Genomic DNA, 22,382 nt, shown 5'->3' with positions numbered 1-22,382 from the left:
TATGAACTGGCACCTTCAGGACGCAAAGAACAATTTCTCCAAGCTGGTCCAACGCGCGCGCAGCGAGGGACCGCAGACGGTGACGTTGCGCGGCGAGCGTGCCGCAGTGGTACTCTCCGCCGATGATTACGACCGTCTGGCTGGAAAAAAGAAGTCGTTGGCTGAGTATCTTTTGACTGGCCCGGTTTGGGACGACGATTTCGCCGAGGAGGTCAACCGTCGCCCGGAAACGATGATCCGGAACGTCGATCTCTGATGTATCTGCTCGATACGGACATCGTTTCAGATGTGCAGAGGCGGCTGCCCAGGCCGACTGAATGCCTGGCTTCGGTGGATCCAACATCGGTCAACGTCAGCGTCATTACCCTTGGTGAAATCGAGCGTGGGATCGTCAAGCTGGGCAAGGTCGATTCCGAAAAGGCGACACGCCTCGATTTATGGCTACGGAAGCTTCGGCGTGACAACGCCGACCGTATTCTTGCTGTCACGGAAGACGTGGCGTTGACTTGGGGCCGCATCACCGCCGGTCGGACACGAGGCAGCGCTGACACGCTCATCGCGGCAACCGCACTAGCTCATGACCTCATTCTGGTAACTCGCAATGTCACCGACTTTGAAGATACTGGTGTGACGGTGCTCAATCCCTGGGACTCTAAGCGTTCCTTTCCGCTCGGAATGCACCATATCGTTAGGCCTGATCCGCAGGGCCATTATGCCAGCACTAGAAACGAAACGTACCGTTCCTATTTGTCTCGGCGTCACCACATATTCTCCTGGAGCTTTCGCCATGCGTTACAATCAGCTTGGAAATACGGGGATGTTCGTCTCCGAACTTTGCCTCGGCACCATGACTTTCGGCGCCGCCGGCCAGAATGCCCAATGGGGCCTGATCGCCAGCCTCGACCAGAAGGGCGTCAACGAGATCGTCGGCCGCTCGATCGCCGCCGGCGTCAACTTCTTCGACACGGCCGACGTCTATTCCGTTGGCGAGTCCGAACGCCTGCTCGGCCAGTCGCTTAGGGATCTCGGTGTTCTCAGGTCGAATGTGGTCATCGCCACCAAGGTTCATGGCGCCATGGGTGAAGGCCCGAACCAGCGCGGCTCCTCGCGCGGCCACATCATGGATTCAGTCGATGCCAGCCTCGAACGGCTGCAGCTCGACCATATCGATCTCTATCAGTTGCACGGCACCGACGCGGTGACGCCGATCGACGAAACGCTGCGGGCACTCGATGATCTCGTCTCCAGTGGCAAGGTTCGCTATGTCGGCGTCTCCAACTGGCAGGCCTGGCGCATCGCCAAGGCGCTCGGCATCGCCGACCGCAAGGGCTTTGCCCGCTTCGAGACCATCCAGTCCTATTACTCGATCGCCGGCCGCGACCTCGAACGCGAGATCGTGCCGCTGATCAATGAGGAGAAGCTCGGCCTGATGGTTTGGTCGCCCATGGCCGGCGGGCTGCTGTCCGGCAAATACGGCCCCGGCGCACCGGGCAATGGCGAGGGCCGCCGCGCGTCCTTCAACTTCCCGCCGGTCAACGAGGACCGCGCCTGGGCGGCGGTCGCCGTCATGCGCGAGGTCGCCAAGAAGCATGATGTCGGCGTCGCCACCGTGGCGCTCGGCTATGTCCTGGCCAAGCCTTTCGTGATGAGCGTGATCATCGGCGCCAGCCGCATGGACCAGCTCGAGCAGAACCTTGCCGCCACCAGCCTCGAGCTCGATGCCGACGATCTCGCCAGGCTGGACGAAGTGAGCGCCTTGCCGTCCGAATATCCCGGCTGGATGGTCGACCGCCAGAGCGCCGGCCGTCGTCCGGCGCCTTTCGTCCCGAAGGCATAGTTCGTACCGCGAGCAAGCCGGCCCTTTTCGACGCCGCGTGTCCCTGGACGCGCGGCTTCGGTTACAGCCGGACGGTCTCGGCAAGAAAGTCGAGAAAGGCCCGCACCCGTGCAGGCAGGTGTTTGCCCTGGCCGACATACACGGCATGGGTCGGCTCTTCGTCGCCGGGGTTGAAGTCTTCCAGCAGCGGCACCAGCCGGCCGGCGGCAATGTCGGGCTCGACATGCCAGCGCGCCAGCCGCGCAATGCCCGCCCCTGACAGGGCGGATAGCCGCATTGCCTCGCCGTCGCTCACCGTGGCGGTGCCTGCGATCGGGACCATGACCGGTGCTCCGGCCGTGTCGATGAACGGCCAGCCGTCGATGTATCGGACGAAACCGAAGGCAAGCATGTTGTGACGGCCGAGATCGCCGGGCGTCAGTGGCGTGCCGCGCGCTTGGAGATAGGCGGGCGTGGCAACTACCACCATCCGGCTCTGGCCGAGCTTGCGCGCCACCAGTCGTGACTCGCGCAGCGGCCCGGCGCGTATGGCGATATCGGCGCGCTCTTCCAACAGGTCGATCACGCTGTCGGTCAGCACGGCCTCGACGGAAATTTCGGGATAGCGTTCCAGAAAGCGCGGTAGCAGCGCCATTAGCCGGTGTTGGCCGAACGGCACGTAGCTGTTGACCCTCAGCCTTCCGCGCGGCGCGGCTCCTGCCGCGGCTTCACGCTCGGCCTTATCCATGTCGGCGAGCACGCGCACGCCGCTGTCGTAAAAGGCCGTTCCTTCCGGCGTGAGCTGGAGCTTGCGCGTCGAGCGGCTGACAAGCCGCGCGCCAAGCCGGGTTTCGAGCCGCGCGATCAGCTTGCTCACCGCCGAAGGTGTCATGCGCAGCAGCCGCGCGGCGGCCGAGAAGCTCCCCACCTCGACGACACGCACGAAGACTTCGATCTCGCCAGAGCGGTTGATGTCGGGTCGAGCCATCTGTGAATCTATTTCACAGGAAGTATGCCTTGGGCAAGTCTGGTTCACAACCTGGTGGACCACGATCTTCCGGGCCGGGGCGCGCGCTGGGCGTCCTTTGCCGACAGATGGGACCAACCGCCATGCCTCTTGCTCTCTATGCCCTCGCTGCCGGTGCCTTTGGCATCGGTGTCACCGAATTCGTCATCATGGGCCTGCTCATCGATGTCAGCAAAGACCTCGGCGTCTCGATCTCCGCCGCCGGCCAGCTGATTTCCGGCTATGCACTGGGCGTCGTCATCGGTGCACCCTTGTTGACCATCGCCACCGGCAACTGGCCGCGAAAAACCGTACTGCTGGCGCTGATGGCGATCTTCACGATTGGCAACCTCGCCTGTGCGCTGGCGCCCGATTACTGGACGCTGATGGGTGCCCGCATCATCACCGCCTTTGCCCATGGCACTTTCTTCGGCGTCGGCTCGGTGGTCGCCACTGGTCTGGTCGCGCCCAACAGGAAGGCTTCGGCGATCGCGCTGATGTTCACCGGGCTCACCATCGCCAACATCCTCGGCGTGCCCTTCGGCACCTGGCTCGGCCAGGCCTTTGGCTGGCGCGCGGCCTTCTGGGCGGTGACCGCGGTCGGCCTCGCGGCCTTCGCCGTCATCCTGGCCCTGGTGCCGCGCGGCCAGGCCGCGCTCGAGAAGAGCGACTGGCGCGCCGATCTCGCCGTGCTGCGCCGCACGCCCGTCCTGCTCGGCCTCGCCACAACGGTGCTCGGCTATGCCGGCGTCTTCGCCGTCTTCACCTACATCGCCCCGTTGCTCACCGAGATCAGCGGCTTCAGGGAAGCGGCCGTGTCGCCGATCCTGCTCGTCTTCGGCGGTGGCCTCGTCGCCGGCAATCTCGCCGGCGGCAAGGTCGCCGATCGCTGGCTGGTGCCGGCGGTGCTCGGCAGCCTCGTGGTGCTGGCGCTGGTGCTTGCCACGATGAGCTTCGCCATCCACAGCCAGATCATGGCCGTGATCTATGTCGGCCTGCTCGGTGCGGCCGCCTTCGCCACCGTGGCGCCGCTGCAGATGTGGGTGCTGGAAAAGGCGCAAGGCGCCGGCCAAAGCCTGGCCTCGTCGTTCAACATCGCCGCCTTCAATCTCGGCAATGCCGCCGGCGCCTGGCTTGGCGGCGCGGTCATCGCCCATGGCCTTGGACTGGGTTCGCTCACCTGGGTCGCTGCCCTGCTGCCGCTCGCGGCACTCGCCGTGGCCGGACTGGCGCTGCGCCTCGATCGCGGCGCCAGGCTCGGCGCGCCTGCCCCTGTCCGGTCGTGACATCGGCCGACACCCGAATCGCCTCACCTATTCACAAACCACCAGGAGCAAGAAAATGGACTATCGACATCTCGGCGCATCGGGCCTGAAAGTCCCGGCGCTTTCATTCGGCGCCGGAACTTTTGGCGGTTCCGGCCCGCTGTTCGGCGCCTGGGGAAACAGCGACGCGCAAGAAGCGCGGCGGCTTATTGACATCTGCCTCGAGGCCGGCGTCAACCTCTTCGACACCGCCGATGTCTATTCGAATGGCGCCTCGGAAGAAGTGCTCGGTGAGGCGATCAAGGGCCGCCGCGACGCGGTTCTGATCTCGACCAAGACCGCGCTGCCGATGGGCGACGGGCCGGCCGACTATGGCTCGTCGCGCTCACGGCTGATCAAGTCGGTGGACGCCGCGCTGAAGCGCCTCGGCACCGACTATGTCGACCTGCTGCAACTGCACGCCTTCGATGCCGGGACGCCGATCGAGGAAGTTCTGTCGGCGCTGGACGGGCTCGTGCGCGCCGGCAAGCTGCGCTATGTCGGCGTCTCCAACTTCTCCGGCTGGCAAGTGATGAAGTCGCTCGGCCTGGCGGAGAAGCACGGCTACCCACGCTATGTCGCGCATCAGGTCTACTATTCTCTGCTCGGCCGCGACTATGAATGGGAGTTGATGCCGCTCGGCCTCGACCAGGGCGTCGGCGCGCTGGTGTGGAGCCCGCTCGGCTGGGGCCGCCTGACCGGCAAGATCCGCCGTGGCCAGCCTCTGCCGGAAAAGAGCCGGCTGCACGAGACCGCGAGCTTCGGCCCGCCGGTCGAGGACGAGCATCTCTATCGGATTGTGGATTCGCTCGATGCGGTGGCGCAGGAAACCGGCAAGACCGTGCCGCAAATCGCCATCAACTGGCTGCTGCAGCGCCCGACCGTCTCCTCCGTCATCATCGGCGCCCGCAACGAGGAGCAGCTGCGCCAGAACCTCGGCGCCGTCGGTTGGACGCTGACGCCGGAGCAGGTGAAAAAACTCGACGCGGCAAGCGAGGTCACCGCGCCGTACCCCTATTTCCCCTATCGGCGTCAGGAAGGCTTTGCCCGGCTGAATCCGCCGGCGGTGTGATTGCGAGGACTCTAGCAGGCAAGGTCGCGGGACAGCGCCCCCCTCTGGCCTGCCGGCCATCTCCCCCTCTTGGGGGGAGATGGGATGCCGCGATGGCTTTCGCGAATCTCGAACGTTGACGGAGCGGCGGCATCACCGAACCAGTCAATCTCCCCACTTGAGGGGGAGATGTCCGGCAGGACAGAGGGGCGCGCCGTAGGGTGCCGACCTCAACAGCCATCATCGCGTTACCATCGTTCAATGCAGCACGAATTCCCCATCGACTTTGCGCCACTCGTTCGGCGCGATCAGCTTCTGGTGCGTATAGACCACCGAATGCAGCGGCCCGTCGAGCTTGGCCTTCCAGAATTCGATGAACCTGACCAGCACCGGAAACTTCGGAGCGATGTCGTAGTCCTGCCAGACGAAGCTCTGCAGGAGATGCGGGTGGTCGGGGAAATGATAAAGAATCTTGGCCGTGGTCAGCCCGTAGCCTTTGAGCATCAGGTCCATTTCAAGATGGTCGCGCATTGCGGTCCCCAAGGTTGATTCTCCATCCCCCAAGCACCAATTGTGCGCGCCGTTACTTAACTGTCTATTGATTTTTCTTGATCGCAAAACGAACTTTTCCCACAAAAACATGCAGTTAGCAGCGAACCGCGTCGAGTGCTGACAGTCTCGAAAAGCGCCCCTGCGGCATCCCGCCACGCGAATCCAACGTCTAATATTGCCGTCGCGGCGGAACTGGTAATAATGCCGCCGAATTCGCGGCTGCGTCGCCGCGATCACGCGGGCGTTTCAAGCCGGCGGATTGGGTTCGGGAGGAAAGCCAGAAATGTCCGAGGTTCATGTCCATCGCGTCCAGCCGGCGTGGAAGAAGAACGCCCTGATTGACAATGACACCTACCTCAAATGGTACGCCGACAGTGTGAAGAACCCGGATAAGTTCTGGGGCAAGCACGGCAAGCGCATCGACTGGTTCAAGCCCTTTTCCAAGGTCAAGAACACCTCCTTCGACGGCAAGGTCTCGATAAAGTGGTTCGAGGATGGCCAGACCAATGTCTCGTACAATTGCATCGACCGCCACCTGAAGAAGCGCGGCGACCAGACCGCCATCATCTGGGAAGGCGACAATCCCTACGACGACAGGAAAGTCACCTATAACGAGCTCTACGAGCATGTCTGCCGGCTCGCCAATGTGATGAAGAAGCACGGCGTCAAGAAAGGCGACCGCGTCACCATCTACATGCCGATGATCCCGGAGGCGGCCTACGCGATGTTGGCCTGCACGCGTATCGGCGCCATCCATTCGGTCGTCTTCGGCGGCTTTTCGCCCGATGCGCTGGCCGGCCGCATCGTCGACTGCGAATCGACCTTCGTCATCACATCGGATGAGGGTCTGCGCGGCGGCAAGCCCATTCCTCTCAAGGACAACACCGACAAGGCGATCGAGGTTGCCGCCAAGCACCATGTCAAGGTCAAGACCGTCGTGGTCGTGCGCCGCACGGGCGGCAAGATCGGCTGGGCGCCGGGGCGCGATGTCTGGTATCACGACGAAGTCGCGACGGTCAGGCCTGAGTGCAAGCCGGAGAAGATGAAGGCGGAGGATCCGCTGTTCATCCTCTACACGTCGGGCTCGACCGGCCAGCCGAAGGGCGTGCTGCACACCACCGCCGGCTATCTCGTCTATGCCTCGATGACGCACCAATATGTCTTCGACTACCATGACGGCGACATCTACTGGTGCACGGCCGATGTCGGCTGGGTGACCGGACACAGCTACATCGTCTACGGACCGCTCGCCAACGGCGCCACCACGTTGATGTTCGAGGGCGTGCCGAACTATCCCTCGCAGTCGCGCTTCTGGGAAGTCATCGACAAGCACAAGGTCAACATCTTCTACACCGCGCCGACGGCGTTGCGCGCGCTGATGGGCGCCGGCGACGACCCGGTGAAGAAGACCTCGCGCAAGTCATTGCGCGTGCTGGGCTCGGTCGGCGAGCCGATCAATCCGGAAGCCTGGGAGTGGTATTTCAACGTCGTCGGCAACGGCAAGGTGCCGATCGTCGACACCTGGTGGCAGACCGAGACCGGCGGCATCCTGATCACGCCGCTGCCGGGCGCCACCGACCTCAAGCCAGGCTCGGCGACACGGCCCTTCTTCGGCATCAAGCCGCAGTTGGTCGACGGCGAAGGTAAGGTGCTCGAAGGGGCCGCCGACGGCAATCTCTGCATCACCGATTCCTGGCCCGGCCAGATGCGCACCGTCTATGGCGATCACGATCGCTTCGTGCAGACCTATTTTTCGACCTACAAGGGCAAATACTTCACCGGCGACGGGTGCCGCCGCGACGCCGACGGCTACTACTGGATCACCGGCCGTGTGGACGACGTCATCAACGTTTCCGGCCATCGCATGGGCACGGCCGAGGTCGAATCGGCGCTGGTCAGCCATGAGAAGGTCTCGGAAGCCGCCGTCGTCGGCTATCCCCATGACATCAAGGGCCAGGGCATCTACAGCTACGTGACCTTGATGAAGGGCATGGAGGCGACCGAAGAGCTGCGCAAGGAGCTCGTCGCCCATGTCCGCAAGGAGATCGGCGCCATCGCCACGCCCGACAAGATCCAGTTCGCGCCCGGCCTGCCCAAGACCCGCTCGGGCAAGATCATGCGCCGCATCCTGCGCAAGATCGCCGAGGACGATTTTTCCGCGCTCGGCGACACCTCGACGCTTGCCGATCCGGCCGTGGTCGACGACCTCGTCGCCAACCGGCAGAACAAGAAGGGCTGATGCGGGAAGACGCGGCATTGGGCACCGTCACCCAGTTGTGGCGCTATCCCGCCAGTTCGCTCGCCGGCGAGCGCCAGGACGCCATCCTGGTCGGCACCGACAGCATCGAGGGCGACCGTATGTTCGGCCTCGTCGATATCTCGGACAATGAAATCGCCCGGCCCGACCGTGACGCCAAATGGCACAACGTGCCGCGCATCCGGACCCGGTTGAGCCGTAGCGGCGAATTGGAAATCGCCATCCCCGATGGCGACTGGCTCTCCGCACCCGGCGCCGAATGCGACCGCGCCGTGTCGGCCTATCTCGGCTTCGGCGCCTCGATCCGGCCGTTCCGCAGGGAGAATGCGGCAGGCTATGCCGGTCCGCTGACCGCGGAACGCTACCGCAAGGCGCCGATACATCTCCTGACCACGGCATCCCTGTCGCGGCTGGAGGCGCTGCATCCGCAACGTGCCGCCGATCCCCGCCGCTTCCGCCCCAACATCGTCGTCGACATGGCTCCGGTCGACGGCTCGTTTCCCGAAACGGAATGGATCGGCCGCAAGCTCGCCATCGGCGACCTCGTCCTGACCATCTCCGAGCCGTGCCGCCGCTGCGGCTTCACCATCATTGCCCAGGATGGTTTCGACAACGATCCGGGGATCCTGCGCAACTTGGTCCGCCACAACGCCCACAATCTCGGCGTCTACTGCACCGTCGACCAGCCCGGCCGTGTCGAGATCGGCGCGCCGATGCGGTTCGTCTGACCTACCGACCCAAGCCTACCGATAAAGATCCGCCCGCGTCGGTGGCAGGCCGCTTGGGCCTCGCGCGCGTTTGGTGGCGACGGTCTGGAATATCTGCGCCGAGGCGCGTTCGAAGGTGATGGAGCAGCCGCTCAGGTAAAGCAGCCACAGCCGCGCCTTGGCTTCACCGACCTCGGCGATCGCCTCGCCGAACCGCGCCTGCAGACGCTCGGCCCATAGCCTGCAGGTGCGGGCATAGTGCTCGCGCAAATTCTCGACATCGTAGACGAGGAAGCCGTGTGCCTCGAGATTGCCTAGCGTCATGCCGATCGTGTCGAGCTCGCCACCCGGGAAGATGTATTTGATCAGCGCCTTGTATTCCGGCCCCTTGCGCAGGGTCTTCTTGATGTCGCCTTTGCTGCGCCTCGTGATGGCGTGATGCAGATAGATGCCGCCCGGTTTCAGCAGCCAATGGACAGCGGAGAAGTAGGCGGCATGGTTTGCCAGGCCCAGATGCTCGAACATACCGATGGACGATATCTTGTCGAAGGTGCCGGTGAGTTCTGCGTAGGACTTTATCTCGATGGTTATCTTGTCCTCCAGACCCTCGGCGCGAATGCGCTCTCGGGCGAGTGAGGTCTGGGCTTGCGACAGCGAGACGCCGTGTCCGACGACACCGTAATTTTTCGCGGCATGGATCAGCATCGCGCCCCAGCCGCAGCCGATGTCGAGCAATCTTTCACCGGGTTTCAGCCGAAGCTTGCGGCAGATATGGTCGAGCTTGTCGACCTGCGCCTCGTCGATGCCGTTTGCGAAATCCTGGAAATACCCGCAGCTATAGACCATGCGCTCGTCGAGAAAGAGCCGGTAGAAGGCATTCGAGATATCATAGTGATGCTGGATCGCCTCCTTGCTGGAGCCGCTGACGAACGGGTTGCGACCAGCGAGATCGACCCGCGACGCCATCTGCTTTCTCGAAAACAGCACCGCCGGCAAGTCACGCAGAAGCGCCCGTTTCGGCAATGCCTTCAGCTTCGAGCGCAGCTTGCCCGTTGAAGGCAGGGCGTAGAAATCGAACAGCGATCCATCCTCGATGTCGACTGCCTTGGAAATCCACATCTCGATGAGGGTCGACAGGGAGGGTCGGCGAACGATCTGCCAGACAATGTCGTGGTCGTTGATGACCAGCACGGGGCCGGTGGCGGGGCCGATCCGCTCGCCGGTCCACAGCCTGACCGCGAAGCCGGGCTTCACCGCCTCGACTACCGTTCGAACGATGCGCGCAGCTCTTTCGGTGGCGTCCATGCCCTTCCCCGCGGTCGATGGCTCGATCTTGTCCGTTTGAGACCTGGATCGCAAGCCAAAGCATGCGGCGCCATCTTCGGGCAAGGATGCCTTTTTCAGCATGGCACTTGTCATTTGCTGCAACGCACCCCATCATGAGGGTGTGTTCAACAAATCGAAAGGAGGTGATCCGATGTCGAGTGATTTCGTTTTCCAGAACGTGGCCTCAGCGGATTGCACTTTCGGGAAGCAGTCTTCCCGTTAAGGCGCGAGATGCGCGGCGGGTGACGTGAACGTCACCGCCATTGAGCCGCGCCATGGACGGAAACACGGAAGGCCGCCGGCTTCGAAAGAAGCGGCGGCCTTTTCCTTTTTGGGCGGATTATTGGGTCAGTATGACCTTTTCGCTGTTGCGGATGATTTCCTGAAAGGCATCGTTCAATTCTACGCCGGTGGACACCTCGAAATAATGTTTCTCGGTGGCGGAGGCGTCTTTCGACGAACAATCCTTCAGCACCGCCTTTGCCTGGTCCCGCTCGGTTGCCGACATGTCCTTGTCGTTCAGGTCGAAGCCGATGGTGAAGATCTCGATGCCGTCATTTTTCATGTTGTCGCACAGCGTTTCAGCATTGCCGCGCGCAAGGTTACCCTGGCCGTTGTAGCTCCCGGCGGCACCCGCGAAGGCCGTATTGAACTGGCCATCGGTCATCAGGATTGCGACCTTGGCAATCTTCTTCGGATCGGCGTTCGAAGCGCCGTTGCCGAGGCCGGCATTCTTGATTGCGGCGCGCCATTGCGGCGACAGCATATAATAGGTCCACTGAATGGCGATCGCGCCGGCTGTAAAACCACCGGCCCGGAAGTCGTCGATCGAATCAAGCAATGCATCGGAATCCGCGGTCAGCGGAATCACTTGCGCGTCAGGACATCTGTTCATTCCCTCGCCGCTGAGATGATCATCCCGGTTGACCAGGGCATAATATTTCTTGCCGTTCCTGTCTGTGCGAACAGTGTCTGGGCCGTCGGCGCTCAAATCCGCATCGCCGTTTTTGTTCTTGCGCTCCGTAGCGCAATTATCCGGGCGCGGCATGGCCGCACCAACAATGGAGATGTAGTCGCTGAAGGACGGCAGCAGATTTTTGCCCGTCTTGGCAACGAGAAGCGAACTGCCGGCGACGGGTGGCAGCTCGGAACTCCCTTGCTTTTCGGCATAGACGTTTTCGGCCAGTTTGCCGGCGTTCACGCCAGATGCATAAGGCACAATCGCGACACGGACGCGGGGGTTCTTCGGGTCCTGGTTCTCGAGCATCGTCTGGACGGCATTTCGCGCAGCGGCTATCAGGTCGCCGATCTTGTTGACGTTGCCCCGCTTGGCCATCGATCCCGTTATGTCGAGCATCATGGCCACCTCTATCTGCTTGTCGGAATAGAGCGCTGTGGTGGAAGCACCGACGCGCTGCATGTCACCGGTGCTGAACAACGGGAAATAGAGGCCGACATCGACATGGGCATCCGCCTGGACCGTTTTGGCGGTCCTGTCGACGATCAGCTTGTCGAGCACGATCTGGCCGGCGTGCAGAATTCCGGCGGTAGCGTTGGCGTCGAGAAAGGCCTGCACGGATTTGTCGGCGTCGGCTTCCTTGGTGGCGCCGGTGGTCAGGTCACGCGCCGTCGATGTCACCGCCGCATCGACCACGCCCTGCAGGCTCGATCTGGCATTGTAGAGCTGCGCGACATTGACCGAAAAGCCCGCGACCAGCGCCAAGACCGAGGCAGCAAAGCCGAACAGGACCGCGAAATTTCCACCGCGATCTCTGGCGAACCCGCCGACCGCGTGAACAAGACCCCCGTAATTCCGCATCCAACAGCCTCCGCTTGCCTCGGCCTCGTCGCCGCAGACAGGGCAATGCAGGATTCCAGCCGGATGACGCCGCCTCGCGCCGGGACATTTTCGGCCAGACATCAAGCTATTGTTTTTGCTTGATTTCGGTCTTCGTGAAGGTGAACGGCTGGTAAACGAAAAAGCACGATCGCCGCCGCGTTTACCAGGCGCTTACCATGCTCGACAGGAGGCAATTGCCGAAGCCTTGGCGACGTCCTGTTGCGGCACAGGCCTTCTGTGCCGAAGCGGACCAACTGTCCCAGGATTGCGAGGCCGAGGCACAAACCTAGGTGTGTTGAGATTCAGGTCAGGCCGGCCTCATCTGAATATCGACATAGCTAGGCCAGCATCTGTGCGCTGACCGTCCTGTCGATGCCGCGGTGGGGTGGATTGAACAGCCTGCCTTGCTGTTCGTAGGTCCATACCTTGAACAGGGTGAGCCGGTGCGGGCCGAAACTGTGCAGCAAGGGAACGTCGATGGCGTCGCGCCCGCGCGCGATGACGACGCGGCCGATCCTGGGCCGGTTGTGGCGCGGGTCGAACGTGTACCACTTGCCGTCGAGGAACGCTTCCATCCAGGCCGAAAAATCCATCGGCGCCGGATCGGCCGGCACGCCGATGTCGCCGAGATAGCCGTTCACGTAGCGCGCCGGAATGTTCATGCAACGGCAAAGCGTGATCGCCAGATGGGCGAAGTCGCGGCACACCCCGACGCGTTCCTCGTGCGCCTGCGCGGCAGTGCGGGTCGAACGCGCATAGCCATAGCCGAAGGACAGGCGGTTGTGGACATAGCCGACGATTGCCTGCACCCGCGCCCATCCGGACGGAAGATGGCCGAAAAGCTGCCAGGCGAGATCGCTCAGATGATCTGTCTCGCAGTAGCGGCTGCCCAGGAGATAGAAGAGCACCTCGTCGGGCAATTCGGCGACCGGCATTTCCCGGGCCAGCGTGTTGACCTCGTCCGTCTCGCCACTGTCCTCGACGACCGCGTCGTAGAGGATGCGAAAGCCGCCGGCGGGCGCGGTAAAACGGCGACAGGCATTGCCATGCAGGTCGTGATAGAGCCTTGTCGGCACCGATGGCGAGATGAGCACACGTGTCTGCCGCTTGATGTCGCCCTGCCTGTCCTTGTGAATCTCGAGCAGCGAAATCACCGGAGTTGCCTCGGCGCATTCAATGGCGATCTCGTAGCCGAGGCGTATTAGCATGGGCGTCGTCCCCTGGTTCGCGTGATGGGAATTGTACGGTTTCAAACGTTGCAAGGTGACGGTGGTTCCCTGGATCAAATGCGCTCGCGCGCCTTTCCATGCCGGCGCCTTGGCGTTACGGTTGCGTCCTCCCTCGACACCCTCCCCCGGACTTCAAGGAAAATCATGTTTGCTGGCAGAAAATTCGCCGCCTTCCTCTTCGACATGGACGGCACGCTCATCAATTCCATCGCCTCGGCGGAGCGGGTCTGGGGCGATTGGGCGCGGCGCCACGGCCTCGACGTCGCGGCCTTCCTGCCGACGATCCACGGCGTTCGGGCGATCGAGACCATCACCGCCCTGGCGCTCCCGGGCGTCGACCCGAGACACGAAGCGGATTTGCTGCTGAAGGCCGAGGCCGACGATCTCGATGGCATCCTCCAGATCGCCGGCGCCGTGTCATTTCTCAACGCGCTGCCGCCGGAACGCTGGGCGATCGTAACCTCGGCGCCGCGTTCGTTGGCGCTTGCGCGCATGAAGGTCGCCGGCATTCCTGTCCCTGCCGTCCTCGTCGCGGCGGAGGACGTTTCCCGCGGTAAGCCGGCGCCCGATTGCTTCCAGCTCGGCGCAAGACGGCTTGGCTTCGACGCACGCGATTGTCTGGTGTTCGAGGATGCCCCGGCCGGCATTGCGGCGGCGGAGGCGGCGGGCGCGTCGGTCATGGTGATCAACGCCACGCACCAGCATCCCCTGGCAACACAGCATGCCGCGATCGCCGGTTATGATGAGATCGACATCACCGTCGACGAACGCGGCTGGGTTGCGCTCGAGCCGCAGCGCAACGCTGCTTGAAGAACCGATATGGATAAACGGCCTCCTAAAGCTGACGAACCGGACATCCTACTAGCCGGTCTTTCACTTTGGGCCATGTCGCGTGAGTTCCCAGACAGCGACGATTATTGGGACGGCAACTGGATTAACATCCTGGCACGCGTGGATGCCTCCGGAGCCCGGATTGAAGTACAGGGACCATATGTCCGCAGCGACGAACTTGGAGTTTTTCACGACCAACTGGCGACGCTTTACCGGGACTTACGTGGGAGCGCTGAGCTAAAGTGCATCGAGCCCGCGCTCCGTGCGAAGGTAACCTGCGGCTTATTGGGGCAGATCGAGGTCATCGTCGATATCACGCCCGATCACCTTTTCCAGTCACATCATTTTGTCTTTACGGTTGACCAAAGCTGTCTGGTCGTGACTCTCGCTGGCTGCCGGCGTGTATTGCAACTGTTCCCGGTCAAGAACGCGCCAGACCGCCCCACAGAGTAACGGCAAACAAGCGGCTGGAAGACTGTTAAAGGAGGGTTGGCTTCAAGAAACCTGAAGCGTTCTAAAAGTCGCTTGTCAGGCCCTTCACTTCCCAGTCGCCATAGCGGCCGGGTTCCTTGCCCCCACGGCCGCCGATCTCGCGGGGCAGCGCGGCTTCCTTCCGGGCATAATCTTGCCGCCTTGCCTCTGCTTCCTGCAGCGCGCGGCGGGCGGCGGGCGTCAGCTCTTTTGGCGCCGTGCCGTCATCGGGGCCGGCCGGCGTTTTACTGGTTTCGTCGTTCATGCGATATCTCGAGCGGATTGAAACAGGAGCAGGTGTTTCCCATCATATAGCGATGACCTCACGAGGATCGACCCTTTTTCACCGCCATCCGGACAGGAGCAGACGATGAACACCATTCGCACCGCCATGCTTCTCGCCACCATGACTGCGCTGTTCATGGGCGTCGGCTTTTTGATCGGCGGTTCAGGCGGCATGATGATCGCGTTGGTGATCGCCGCCGGCACCAATTTGTTCAGCTATTGGAACGCCGACAAGATGGTGCTGTCGATGAACCACGCCGTCGAGGTCGACGAGAAGAACGCGCCCGAATATTACGCCATCGTCCAGGCACTGGCCAAGCAGGCCGGCCTGCCGATGCCGAAAACCTATCTGATCGACAATCCGCAGCCGAATGCCTTCGCCACCGGCCCCAACCCGCAGAACGCGGCGGTCGCCGCCTCCACCGGCCTGCTGCAGCGGCTGACCCATGAAGAGGTCGCCGCCGTAATGGCGCATGAGCTCGCCCACGTCCAGCACCGCGACACGCTGACCATGACCGTCGTCGCCACCTTTGCCGGTGCCATCTCGATGCTCGGCAATTTCGCCTTTTTCCTCGGCGGCAACCGCGACAACAACCCGTTCGGCTTTGTCGGCGTGCTGGCGGCGATGATCGTGGCGCCCTTCGCGGCCATGATCGTGCAGATGGCGGTCAGCCGCACCCGCGAATATGAGGCTGACCGGCGTGGCGCCGAAATCTGTGGACACCCGCTATGGCTGGCCTCCGCGCTTGACAAGATCGCCCGCGGAGCCGAACGCATTCCCAACCTCGATGCCGAGCGCAATCCCGCGATAGCGCATCTCTTCATCATCAACCCCCTGCATGGCGAGCGCATGGACAGTCTGTTCTCCACCCATCCGAGCACCGACAACCGCATCGCCGCCCTGCAGGCGATGGCGCGGCAAATGGGCGACGGTGCATCGCGGGCCACGCAGCGCCAGGCACCGACACCACCGCAGGCGGACGAGCCGCAATCGGCCGGACCGTGGGGCAAGCCGGCCGAACCGGAACAGACGGCCGAACCGGCCAGCCCGAAGCCCAATCCATGGGGTCGCAACCCGACCGGGCCCAAAGGCCGGTGGTCGTGAGCGTGGCGGGCAGAGCACCTCGGCGCACGGTTTCAGGCGATCAGGACCACGATGCCGGCGGCGAGTTCGTTGCCGGCCTTGCCGCGCGCAAGGCGGCGGCGCGGCTGCTGGCAGCCGTCATCGATGCACGCACGCCGCTTGACGGCCTGACCGACCACGAGAACGGCCATCCGCAATACAGGGCGCTCGATTTGCGCGACCGCGGCCTGGTGCGCGCCATACTGGTCACCGCGCTGCGCTACCGCATGACCATAACGGGACTGCTGGCGCGGCGCCTGGAAAAGCCGCTGCCGCCCAACGCGACCGCCTTGTCGCACATATTGCATGTGGCGGCGGCGCAGATCCTGTTCCTCGACATCCCCGACAGCGCCGCGGTCGACCTCGCCGTGACCCACGCCAAGTCCGATCCCCGAACGCAGCGTTTTTCCGGCCTGGTCAACGGCGTGCTGCGCACGCTGGCGCGAGCCAAGGAAGCCGAGCTTCCGGCCGCGCTTGCCGCCACCGACGAGGCGCCAAAATGGTTTTCCGACCGGCTGAAGGCCGCCTATGGCACCGAGGAGGCCCGGCAGATCCTGGCCGCCCATCGCCACGAGGCGCCGGTCGATTTCTCGGTCAAGGCCGATGCCGAACTCTGGGCCGAAAAGCTCGGCGGCATCGTCCTGCCCATGGGAACGGTTCGGGTGGATAAGCTTGCCGGCGCCGTCACCGAATTGCCTGGCTTCGCGGAGGGCGCATGGTGGGTCCAGGATGCCGCCGCCAGCCTTCCCGCCCGGCTGTTCGGCGATGTCACCGGCCTGCGCGTCGCCGATCTTTGCGCAGCGCCCGGCGGCAAGACCGCGCAACTCATTCTCGCCGGCGCCAAGGTCACCGCGGTAGACACCTCGAAGAACCGCTTGGCGCGGCTGGCGCAAAACCTCGACCGCCTTGGCCTCCCCGCCGAAATCGTCCAGGCCGACCTGCTCAAATACGAGCCGGCGGAGCTGTTCGACGCCGTGCTGCTCGACGCGCCATGTTCCTCGACCGGTACGGTGCGCCGGCATCCCGACGTGCCATGGACCAAGACGGCGGCGGACGTCGAAAAGCTCGCCGACTTGCAACGCAGGCTGCTCGCCCGCGCCGTTATGCTGGTCAGGCCCGGCGGCAGGATCGTCTTTTCAAATTGTTCGCTCGACCCGCTCGAAGGCGAGGAACTGCATCGTTCCTTTCTCGAGGACACGGCTACGGTCATTGACGATCCGCTGCGGCAAGGCGAGATCGCCGGCATCGATTCGTTCCTCACGTCGCAGGGCACGCTGCGCACCACACCCGCCGATCTCGACCTCGGCGCCCCGGAGCGCTCCGGTCTGGACGGCTTCTTCGCCGCACGCATGCGTCGAACCTCGGCCTAACCACTGGGATTTGCAGATTTTTTTTGGAAGCACCCGGTCCAAGAGCAGGGGACCCCGCTCCGTCCTATGGAATTCGCCTCGCATAAGTTCTTGAATCATATAAGCTTGTGCTTGGGGTATAGGACGACCAGGAGGGGTTTTGGCACTGGCTGCCAGCAACACGACGCGTCTGTGGACGCTGGTCGCGAAGGAGTTCTGGCGCAAGACGCGCCGGCGCCTGCGTGCCGGCCCGATCTATCGTTGGCGCTATTCCGGACGTACACCCGAACGCGTCCTGATCGCGCCGCCGGACCTGCGCCTTGCCGATCCGCAGATCGCGCTCGAGATCTATTACGGCCGTTATCCACTGTCTGGCCATCTGGTCGAGACCGGTGGCAAATCCCCTTTCCAGATCAATGTCCCCAATCACGGTTGGCAGAAGACGCTGCATGGCTTTCGCTGGCTGCGCCATATGCGTGCCGCCGGCACGGAGCTCGCCGCGGCAAATGCCCGCGCGCTCGTCTCCGACTGGATCGCCATGCATGGCAACCATATTTCGGGCATTGCCTGGGAACCAGGCACGACGGCCAAACGCATCATCGCCTGGTTGCAGCATTCTTCCGTCGTGCTGCAGGGCGCCGAGTTCCCCTTCTACCGTGCTTTCCTGAAATCGCTGGCCATGCAGATCCGTTATCTCAGGTCGATGGCGCGCGAAATGCCCGACGGCAAGGACCGGCTGCGCGCCCGCATCGCGCTGGCCTTCGCGGCACTGTCCCTGCCGGCGCCGGCCTCGGCGTTGCGCCGCGCTACCCGCAACCTCGCAGAGGAACTCAATCGCCAGATCCTTGCCGACGGCGGCCATATCTCGCGCAATCCAATGGCGGTGCTGGAAATCCTCGCCGACCTCCTGCCGCTGCGCCAGACCTATGCCAACCAGGCCGAAGCGCCGCCGCAGGCGCTGATCGGCGCCATCGACCGCATGCTGCCGGCGCTGCGCTTCTTCCGCCATCAGGATGGCAGCCTCGCCCGTTTCAACGGCATGGGCGCCACAATCCATGACCGCATCGCCACCATCCTGCGCCATGACGACACCGCCGGCTCGCCGCTGCTGCATGCGCCGCATTCGGGCTATGAGCGGCTGGCGATCGGCGGCACCACCGTCATCGCCGATACCGGCCCGCCGCCGCCGGTCGACGTCTCCAATGCAGCGCATGCCGGCTGCCTCGCCTTCGAACTCTCGTCGGGACGCCAGCACTATATCGTCAATGCCGGCATCGACACCTACGGCGCCGCCGAGTTCCGGCCGCTGGCTCGCGCCACCGCCGCGCATTCGACAGCCACCATCAACGACACGTCTTCGGCGCGTTTCACTCACGCGCTGCGGGTCAACGACCAGTTGGGTTCACCGTTGATCGGCGGCCCGCGGCAAGTGCAGTGCAAGCGCATCGACCAGAAGGGCGTCCACGGCTTCATCGCCCGTCATGACGGCTATCTCCAGCGTTTCGGCTTCCTGCATGAGCGTGAGCTGAAACTCTCCGCGGACGGCAATGTGCTGGCGGGTCGGGACCGGTTCCAGCGGCCCGGCAACGCAGCGATCCGCAACAGCGGCCGCGATTTCATCACCGTGCGCTTTCACGTCCATCCTGACATCAATCTGCTGCAGGACGAACAGGAACGGCTGGTACTGACCGCCGATCAGGCCGATACCTGGGTGTTCACCTCGGGCGAAGTGACGCCCGAAGTTGAGGAATCGATCTATTTCGCCGGTCTGGGCGGTCCGCGCCGCAGCCGCCAGATCGTGCTCGCCTTCAAGGCGTCCGAAATTGCCGAAGTCCATTGGCAGCTGACGCGGACAAAGATCGTCGGTTATCCCGAAAACAACTGACCCTGGCTTCCAGCGCCGACCTTGCCGCTTGATTTCCTGATGCCATATGCTACGGCGCGGGCTTGCCCCTCCAGCCGTGAAAGGCCGCCAGCCCATGGCCGTTCCTGCCAAGAACATCCCCGCCCCCGACCTCGTTCCGGTTCGCCGTGCCTTGCTCTCCGTCTTCGACAAGACCGGGTTGATCGATTTCGCCAGGGCACTGGCCGCGGCCGGCGTCGAGCTCGTCTCCACCGGCGGCACGGCAAAAGCGATCGCCGAAGCCGGCATGGCGGTGCGCGACGTCTCCGAGCTCACCGGCTTTCCCGAGATCATGGACGGCCGCGTCAAGACGCTGCACCCATCCGTGCATGGCGCGCTGCTTGGCGTGCGCGATGATCCCGACCATGCATTGGCGATGCGCAAATATGGCATTCAGCCGATCGATCTCGTCGTCTCCAATCTTTATCCGTTCGAGGAGGTCCGCCGCTCCGGCGCCGACTACGCGGCGATCGTCGAGAATATCGACATTGGCGGCCCGGCGATGATCCGCGCCTCGGCCAAGAACCATGCCTATGTCGCCATCGTCACCGATCCCGGCGACTACGCCGCGGTGTTGAACGCGCTGGAGATGAACATCGGCTCGCTGTCGCTGGATTTCCGCAAGAAGCTGGCGGCCAAGGCCTTCGCCCGCACCGCCACCTACGATGCGGCGATCTCGGGCTGGTTCGCCGAGGCGCTGGAGATCGAGCATCCGACCTGGTGCGCCTTTGGCGGCAGGCTGGCCGAGGTCATGCGCTATGGCGAGAACCCGCATCAGGATGCCGGCTTCTACGTCAATGGCGACAAGCGGCCGGGCGTCGCCACAGCGCGGCAGTTGCAGGGCAAGCAACTATCCTACAACAACATCAACGACACCGACGCCGCCTTCGAACTGGCCGGTGAGTTCGATCCGAACCGCTCCGCCGCCGTCGCCATCATCAAGCACGCCAATCCGTGTGGCGTCGCCGAAGGTAGGTCGCTGAAAGCGGCCTACGCCAAGGCGCTCGCCTGCGACCCGGTCTCGGCCTTTGGCGGCATCGTCGCCTTGAACCGCACCCTCGACGCCGAGGCGGCCGAGGAGATCGTGAAAACCTTCACCGAGGTGATCATCGCTCCCGACGCCACCGACGAGGCCACGGCAATCATAGCTGCCAAGAAGAATTTGCGCCTGCTGATCACCAGCGGCCTGCCCGACCCGCGCACGGCAGGCACGACCGTCAAGTCGGTTTCCGGCGGCTTGCTCGTCCAGGGCCGCGACAATGCCGTGGTCGACGACCTCGAGCTGAAGGTGGTGACGAAGCGCGCGCCGACGCCAGCCGAAATGGCCGACCTCAAATTCGCCTTCCGCGTCGCCAAGCACGTCAAGTCGAACGCCATCGTCTATGCCAAGGACGGCGCCACCGTCGGCATCGGCGCCGGCCAGATGAGCCGGGTCGATTCCTCACGCATCGCCGCGCGCAAGGCCGTCGACGCGGCGGAGACGGCGGGCATGGCGGAGCCGTTGACCAAGGGCTCGGTCGTCGCTTCGGACGCCTTCTTCCCCTTCGCCGACGGCCTGCTGTCGGCCATCGAGGCCGGTGCCACCGCCGTGATCCAGCCGGGCGGCTCGATGCGCGACGACGACGTCATCGCCGCCGCCGACGAACACGGCATCGCCATGGTGTTCACAGGCGTGCGCCATTTTCGGCATTGAGCGCGACTTCCTTCTCCTCTTGTGGAAGAAGGAAGCGGCGCTGCTACTCAACCGGCCGATCCGCCGGATAGGGTGTGCGAACCAGGATCGCCATGCCGACCGCCAGGAATAGGATGATGGCCGCCATGCCAAGCCGGGCCGAGCCGCTGGTGGCGGTGATCGTCGCCACCATGAACGGCGCCAGGAAACTGGTTGCCCGCCCGGCCAGCGCATAGATGCCGAAATAGCGGCCGGATTCGGCCGCGGTCACGCTGCGCGCCATGTAGGAGCGCGACGACGCCTGCACCGGCCCGAAAGCCAGGCCGATCAGCAGGCCATACATGATGTAGGCCTTCTCAGCCGCCGTGCCGAACAGGCCCCCGAAATCGGTGGTGGAAAGCTGGATCAGGCCGAGCAGCGTGAAGCCGGGCCCGGTCGATATGATGCCGATGGTGGCGATCGACAGCATGACCAGCGAAATCATCACCACCGCCTTGGAGCCGAGCGCGGTGTCGAGCCGCGCCGCGATCCAGCAGCCGAAGATGGCGACGATGTTGAGGATGATGCCGAACATGCCGATTTCGGTGATCGACCAGTGGAACATGCCGGCCGCGAAGGTGCCGCCCAGCGCCAGCAGCGCATTGACGCCATCCTGGTAGATCATGCGGGCGACGAGGAAGCGGAAGATGCCGCCACGCTTGCGCACCTCGGCCAGCGTCGATTTCAGCTCCGACAGGCCTTCGCGCACCGCCGGCCCGATCGGGATGCCCTTGATGGCGTCGGGCGTGAAGAAGAACATCGGCAGGATGAACAGGAAATACCAGCCGGCCGACAGCGGCCCGGTGGCGCGGGCATCCTCGCCCAACTGCGGGTCAAGACCGAACAGCGGGGTGATGCCGATGATCGTCTTACCGGTCTCCGGCGAGCCGGCGAGGCAAGTGACGACGAAGATCAGTGCGATCATGCCGCCGAGATAACCGAGGCCCCAGGCCATGTTGGAGATGCGGCCGATCTCGCTCTTCGGCACTAGGCGCGGCATCATGGAATCGTTGAAGACGGTGGAGAATTCCGCCGCCACCGACGCCAGCGAGAACAGCGCCACGATCAGGAACAGGTTGGAACCTGGCGCGGCGAACCAGAGCAAGGTGAGACTGGTGACCTTGATCGCCGCGAAGAAGGCGATCCACGGCTTGCGCGGTCCGGTCTGGTCGGCGATCGAACCGAGGATCGGCGACAGTACGGCGATAACCAGCCCGGCGGCGGCGATGCCATAGCCCCAGACGGCCTGGCCGGTGGTCGGGTCGCCCGCCATGCGCGAAACGAAATAAGGGCCGAAAATGAAGGTGGTGACGACCGTGAAGAACGGCTGCGCCGCCCAGTCGAAGAACATCCACCCCCAGATGCCGCGCCCGGACGCCCGCTGCATTGTCTCTACCGCCATAATGACTCCCCCGGCACCCGCTCCGCCCGTGTCGGCGGCATGTCTGCACGTTTTCCGATACTCATGCAAATGACAAGCGTCGCGCCGCCCCTCATTGTCCTGCCGGGCATTTCTCCCCGTGCAGGACGGGGAGAAAGACGCTTTGTCCGAACCGGATAGATAGGTAACAGAATGGACCGATAGCATGGGTGACAGTTTTCTTGTCCGCCGGGAGGACCG

At 63.6% G+C, this 22,382-nt stretch carries 19 protein-coding genes and 1 pseudogene; 13 read left to right on the top strand and 7 right to left on the bottom strand.

From position 1 onward, the window contains the following. The first annotated feature begins 1 nt into the window (after position 1). From FJW08_RS11475 to FJW08_RS11465, 3 genes and pseudogenes are all read left to right on the top strand, one after another. Positions 2 to 256 (top strand): type II toxin-antitoxin system Phd/YefM family antitoxin, encoded by a 255-nt coding sequence (locus FJW08_RS11475; protein ID WP_140810643.1) that lies wholly within the window; start codon positions 2 to 4, stop codon positions 254 to 256. Continuing rightward, positions 256 to 654 (top strand): annotated as a pseudogene (locus tag FJW08_RS11470) (type II toxin-antitoxin system VapC family toxin); the annotation flags it as partial. The gene FJW08_RS11475 and the pseudogene FJW08_RS11470, both read left to right, overlap by 1 nt. A 133-nt stretch (positions 655 to 787) precedes the next feature. Beyond that, on the top strand, positions 788 to 1,837 hold the full coding sequence (locus FJW08_RS11465) for an aldo/keto reductase (protein WP_140810642.1): 1,050 nt from the start codon (positions 788 to 790) through the stop codon (positions 1,835 to 1,837). Positions 1,838 to 1,898: 61 nt separating this feature from the next. On the opposite strand, the gene FJW08_RS11460 is transcribed toward FJW08_RS11465, so the two are convergent. Next, positions 1,899 to 2,804: a LysR family transcriptional regulator gene (locus FJW08_RS11460; protein ID WP_140810641.1), complete on the bottom strand. Its 906-nt coding sequence runs from the start codon at positions 2,802 to 2,804 to the stop codon at positions 1,899 to 1,901. Positions 2,805 to 2,926: 122 nt separating this feature from the next. Here FJW08_RS11460 and FJW08_RS11455 point away from each other — a divergent pair, with 122 nt between their 5' ends. Continuing rightward, positions 2,927 to 4,108, top strand: a complete 1,182-nt coding sequence (locus FJW08_RS11455) for an MFS transporter (RefSeq protein ID WP_140810640.1) — start codon at positions 2,927 to 2,929, stop codon at positions 4,106 to 4,108. Between the two features lie 55 nt (positions 4,109 to 4,163). Further along, positions 4,164 to 5,198 carry an aldo/keto reductase gene (locus tag FJW08_RS11450; protein WP_140810639.1) on the top strand — a complete coding sequence of 345 codons (1,035 nt, stop codon included), beginning with the start codon at positions 4,164 to 4,166 and terminating at the stop codon, positions 5,196 to 5,198. Positions 5,199 to 5,435: 237 nt separating this feature from the next. Here FJW08_RS11450 and FJW08_RS11445 read toward each other — a convergent pair whose 3' ends face one another. Beyond that, positions 5,436 to 5,708 (bottom strand): usg protein, encoded by a 273-nt coding sequence (locus FJW08_RS11445; protein WP_140810638.1) that lies wholly within the window; start codon positions 5,706 to 5,708, stop codon positions 5,436 to 5,438. 304 nt (positions 5,709 to 6,012) lie between these two features. Here FJW08_RS11445 and acs point away from each other — a divergent pair, with 304 nt between their 5' ends. Both acs and FJW08_RS11435 read left to right on the top strand, forming a co-directional pair. Beyond that, positions 6,013 to 7,968: an acetate--CoA ligase gene (gene acs / locus FJW08_RS11440; protein WP_140810637.1), complete on the top strand. Its 1,956-nt coding sequence runs from the start codon at positions 6,013 to 6,015 to the stop codon at positions 7,966 to 7,968. Beyond that, on the top strand, positions 7,968 to 8,714 hold the full coding sequence (locus FJW08_RS11435; protein ID WP_140810636.1) for an MOSC domain-containing protein: 747 nt from the start codon (positions 7,968 to 7,970) through the stop codon (positions 8,712 to 8,714). Before acs ends, FJW08_RS11435 begins: the two co-directional genes overlap by 1 nt. 15 nt (positions 8,715 to 8,729) lie before the next feature. On the opposite strand, the gene FJW08_RS11430 is transcribed toward FJW08_RS11435, so the two are convergent. From FJW08_RS11430 to FJW08_RS11420, 3 genes are all read right to left on the bottom strand, one after another. Continuing rightward, positions 8,730 to 9,998 (bottom strand): cyclopropane-fatty-acyl-phospholipid synthase family protein, encoded by a 1,269-nt coding sequence (locus tag FJW08_RS11430; protein WP_140810634.1) that lies wholly within the window; start codon positions 9,996 to 9,998, stop codon positions 8,730 to 8,732. Positions 9,999 to 10,359: 361 nt separating this feature from the next. Then, the gene (locus tag FJW08_RS11425) at positions 10,360 to 11,838 is read right to left on the bottom strand and encodes a pilus assembly protein (protein WP_140810633.1); all 1,479 of its coding nucleotides are present in this window, start codon (positions 11,836 to 11,838) and stop codon (positions 10,360 to 10,362) included. Positions 11,839 to 12,197: 359 nt separating this feature from the next. Further along, the gene (locus tag FJW08_RS11420) at positions 12,198 to 13,067 is read right to left on the bottom strand and encodes a transglutaminase family protein (RefSeq protein WP_140754958.1); all 870 of its coding nucleotides are present in this window, start codon (positions 13,065 to 13,067) and stop codon (positions 12,198 to 12,200) included. Between the two features lie 165 nt (positions 13,068 to 13,232). Here FJW08_RS11420 and FJW08_RS11415 point away from each other — a divergent pair, with 165 nt between their 5' ends. Together FJW08_RS11415 and FJW08_RS11410 are read left to right on the top strand one after the other, a co-directional pair. Then, positions 13,233 to 13,898 carry an HAD-IA family hydrolase gene (locus FJW08_RS11415; RefSeq protein ID WP_140810632.1) on the top strand — a complete coding sequence of 222 codons (666 nt, stop codon included), beginning with the start codon at positions 13,233 to 13,235 and terminating at the stop codon, positions 13,896 to 13,898. A gap of 9 nt (positions 13,899 to 13,907) precedes the next feature. Further along, positions 13,908 to 14,372 carry a hypothetical protein gene (locus FJW08_RS11410; protein WP_140810631.1) on the top strand — a complete coding sequence of 155 codons (465 nt, stop codon included), beginning with the start codon at positions 13,908 to 13,910 and terminating at the stop codon, positions 14,370 to 14,372. Between the two features lie 61 nt (positions 14,373 to 14,433). Here the strand turns inward: FJW08_RS11410 and FJW08_RS11405 are convergent, their stop codons facing one another. Further along, a complete protein-coding gene (locus FJW08_RS11405) occupies positions 14,434 to 14,655 on the bottom strand; it encodes a DUF1674 domain-containing protein (protein ID WP_140810630.1) in 222 nt (73 codons plus the stop codon). Between the two features lie 105 nt (positions 14,656 to 14,760). Here FJW08_RS11405 and htpX point away from each other — a divergent pair, with 105 nt between their 5' ends. The 4 genes from htpX (at position 14,761) to purH (ending at position 20,743) form a co-directional block, all read left to right on the top strand. After that, the gene (gene htpX, locus FJW08_RS11400; protein ID WP_140810629.1) at positions 14,761 to 15,780 is read left to right on the top strand and encodes a zinc metalloprotease HtpX; all 1,020 of its coding nucleotides are present in this window, start codon (positions 14,761 to 14,763) and stop codon (positions 15,778 to 15,780) included. Beyond that, on the top strand, positions 15,777 to 17,168 hold the full coding sequence (locus tag FJW08_RS11395) for an RsmB/NOP family class I SAM-dependent RNA methyltransferase (RefSeq protein WP_181182900.1): 1,392 nt from the start codon (positions 15,777 to 15,779) through the stop codon (positions 17,166 to 17,168). Before htpX ends, FJW08_RS11395 begins: the two co-directional genes overlap by 4 nt. A gap of 139 nt (positions 17,169 to 17,307) precedes the next feature. Then, positions 17,308 to 19,032, top strand: coding sequence for a heparinase II/III family protein (locus FJW08_RS11390; protein WP_140810626.1), 1,725 nt, complete (start codon positions 17,308 to 17,310; stop codon positions 19,030 to 19,032). A gap of 94 nt (positions 19,033 to 19,126) precedes the next feature. Further along, positions 19,127 to 20,743 (top strand): bifunctional phosphoribosylaminoimidazolecarboxamide formyltransferase/IMP cyclohydrolase, encoded by a 1,617-nt coding sequence (gene purH, locus FJW08_RS11385; protein WP_140810625.1) that lies wholly within the window; start codon positions 19,127 to 19,129, stop codon positions 20,741 to 20,743. A 43-nt stretch (positions 20,744 to 20,786) separates the two neighbouring features. On the opposite strand, the gene FJW08_RS11380 is transcribed toward purH, so the two are convergent. Beyond that, entirely contained in the window at positions 20,787 to 22,163 is a 1,377-nt protein-coding gene (locus FJW08_RS11380; RefSeq protein ID WP_140810624.1) for an MFS transporter, read from the bottom strand. Between the last annotated feature and the right edge of the window lie 219 nt (positions 22,164 to 22,382).

Source organism: Mesorhizobium sp. B3-2-1 (assembly GCF_006439515.1).
Classification (GTDB): Bacteria; Pseudomonadota; Alphaproteobacteria; order Rhizobiales; family Rhizobiaceae; genus Mesorhizobium.
Note: the sequence above shows the minus strand (reverse complement) of the source record. Positions and strands in the feature narration are given on the sequence as shown.

Bases quoted from the DNA above. Each gene is read 5' to 3' on its own strand.
- FJW08_RS11460 (WP_140810641.1), bottom strand. From the start codon at position 2,804: ATGGCTCGACCCGACATCAACCGCTCTGGCGAGATCGAAGTCTTCGTG.
- FJW08_RS11425 (WP_140810633.1), bottom strand. From the start codon at position 11,838: ATGCGGAATTACGGGGGTCTTGTTCACGCGGTCGGCGGGTTCGCCAGA.
- FJW08_RS11430 (WP_140810634.1), bottom strand. From the start codon at position 9,998: ATGGACGCCACCGAAAGAGCTGCGCGCATCGTTCGAACGGTAGTCGAG.
- acs (WP_140810637.1), top strand. From the start codon at position 6,013: ATGTCCGAGGTTCATGTCCATCGCGTCCAGCCGGCGTGGAAGAAGAAC.
- FJW08_RS11465 (WP_140810642.1), top strand. From the start codon at position 788: ATGCGTTACAATCAGCTTGGAAATACGGGGATGTTCGTCTCCGAACTT.
- FJW08_RS11380 (WP_140810624.1), bottom strand. From the start codon at position 22,163: ATGGCGGTAGAGACAATGCAGCGGGCGTCCGGGCGCGGCATCTGGGGG.
- FJW08_RS11405 (WP_140810630.1), bottom strand. From the start codon at position 14,655: ATGAACGACGAAACCAGTAAAACGCCGGCCGGCCCCGATGACGGCACG.
- FJW08_RS11415 (WP_140810632.1), top strand. From the start codon at position 13,233: ATGTTTGCTGGCAGAAAATTCGCCGCCTTCCTCTTCGACATGGACGGC.
- FJW08_RS11435 (WP_140810636.1), top strand. From the start codon at position 7,968: ATGCGGGAAGACGCGGCATTGGGCACCGTCACCCAGTTGTGGCGCTAT.
- FJW08_RS11420 (WP_140754958.1), bottom strand. From the start codon at position 13,067: ATGCTAATACGCCTCGGCTACGAGATCGCCATTGAATGCGCCGAGGCA.
- FJW08_RS11410 (WP_140810631.1), top strand. From the start codon at position 13,908: ATGGATAAACGGCCTCCTAAAGCTGACGAACCGGACATCCTACTAGCC.
- purH (WP_140810625.1), top strand. From the start codon at position 19,127: ATGGCCGTTCCTGCCAAGAACATCCCCGCCCCCGACCTCGTTCCGGTT.
- htpX (WP_140810629.1), top strand. From the start codon at position 14,761: ATGAACACCATTCGCACCGCCATGCTTCTCGCCACCATGACTGCGCTG.
- FJW08_RS11445 (WP_140810638.1), bottom strand. From the start codon at position 5,708: ATGCGCGACCATCTTGAAATGGACCTGATGCTCAAAGGCTACGGGCTG.
- FJW08_RS11450 (WP_140810639.1), top strand. From the start codon at position 4,164: ATGGACTATCGACATCTCGGCGCATCGGGCCTGAAAGTCCCGGCGCTT.
- FJW08_RS11475 (WP_140810643.1), top strand. From the start codon at position 2: ATGAACTGGCACCTTCAGGACGCAAAGAACAATTTCTCCAAGCTGGTC.
- FJW08_RS11455 (WP_140810640.1), top strand. From the start codon at position 2,927: ATGCCTCTTGCTCTCTATGCCCTCGCTGCCGGTGCCTTTGGCATCGGT.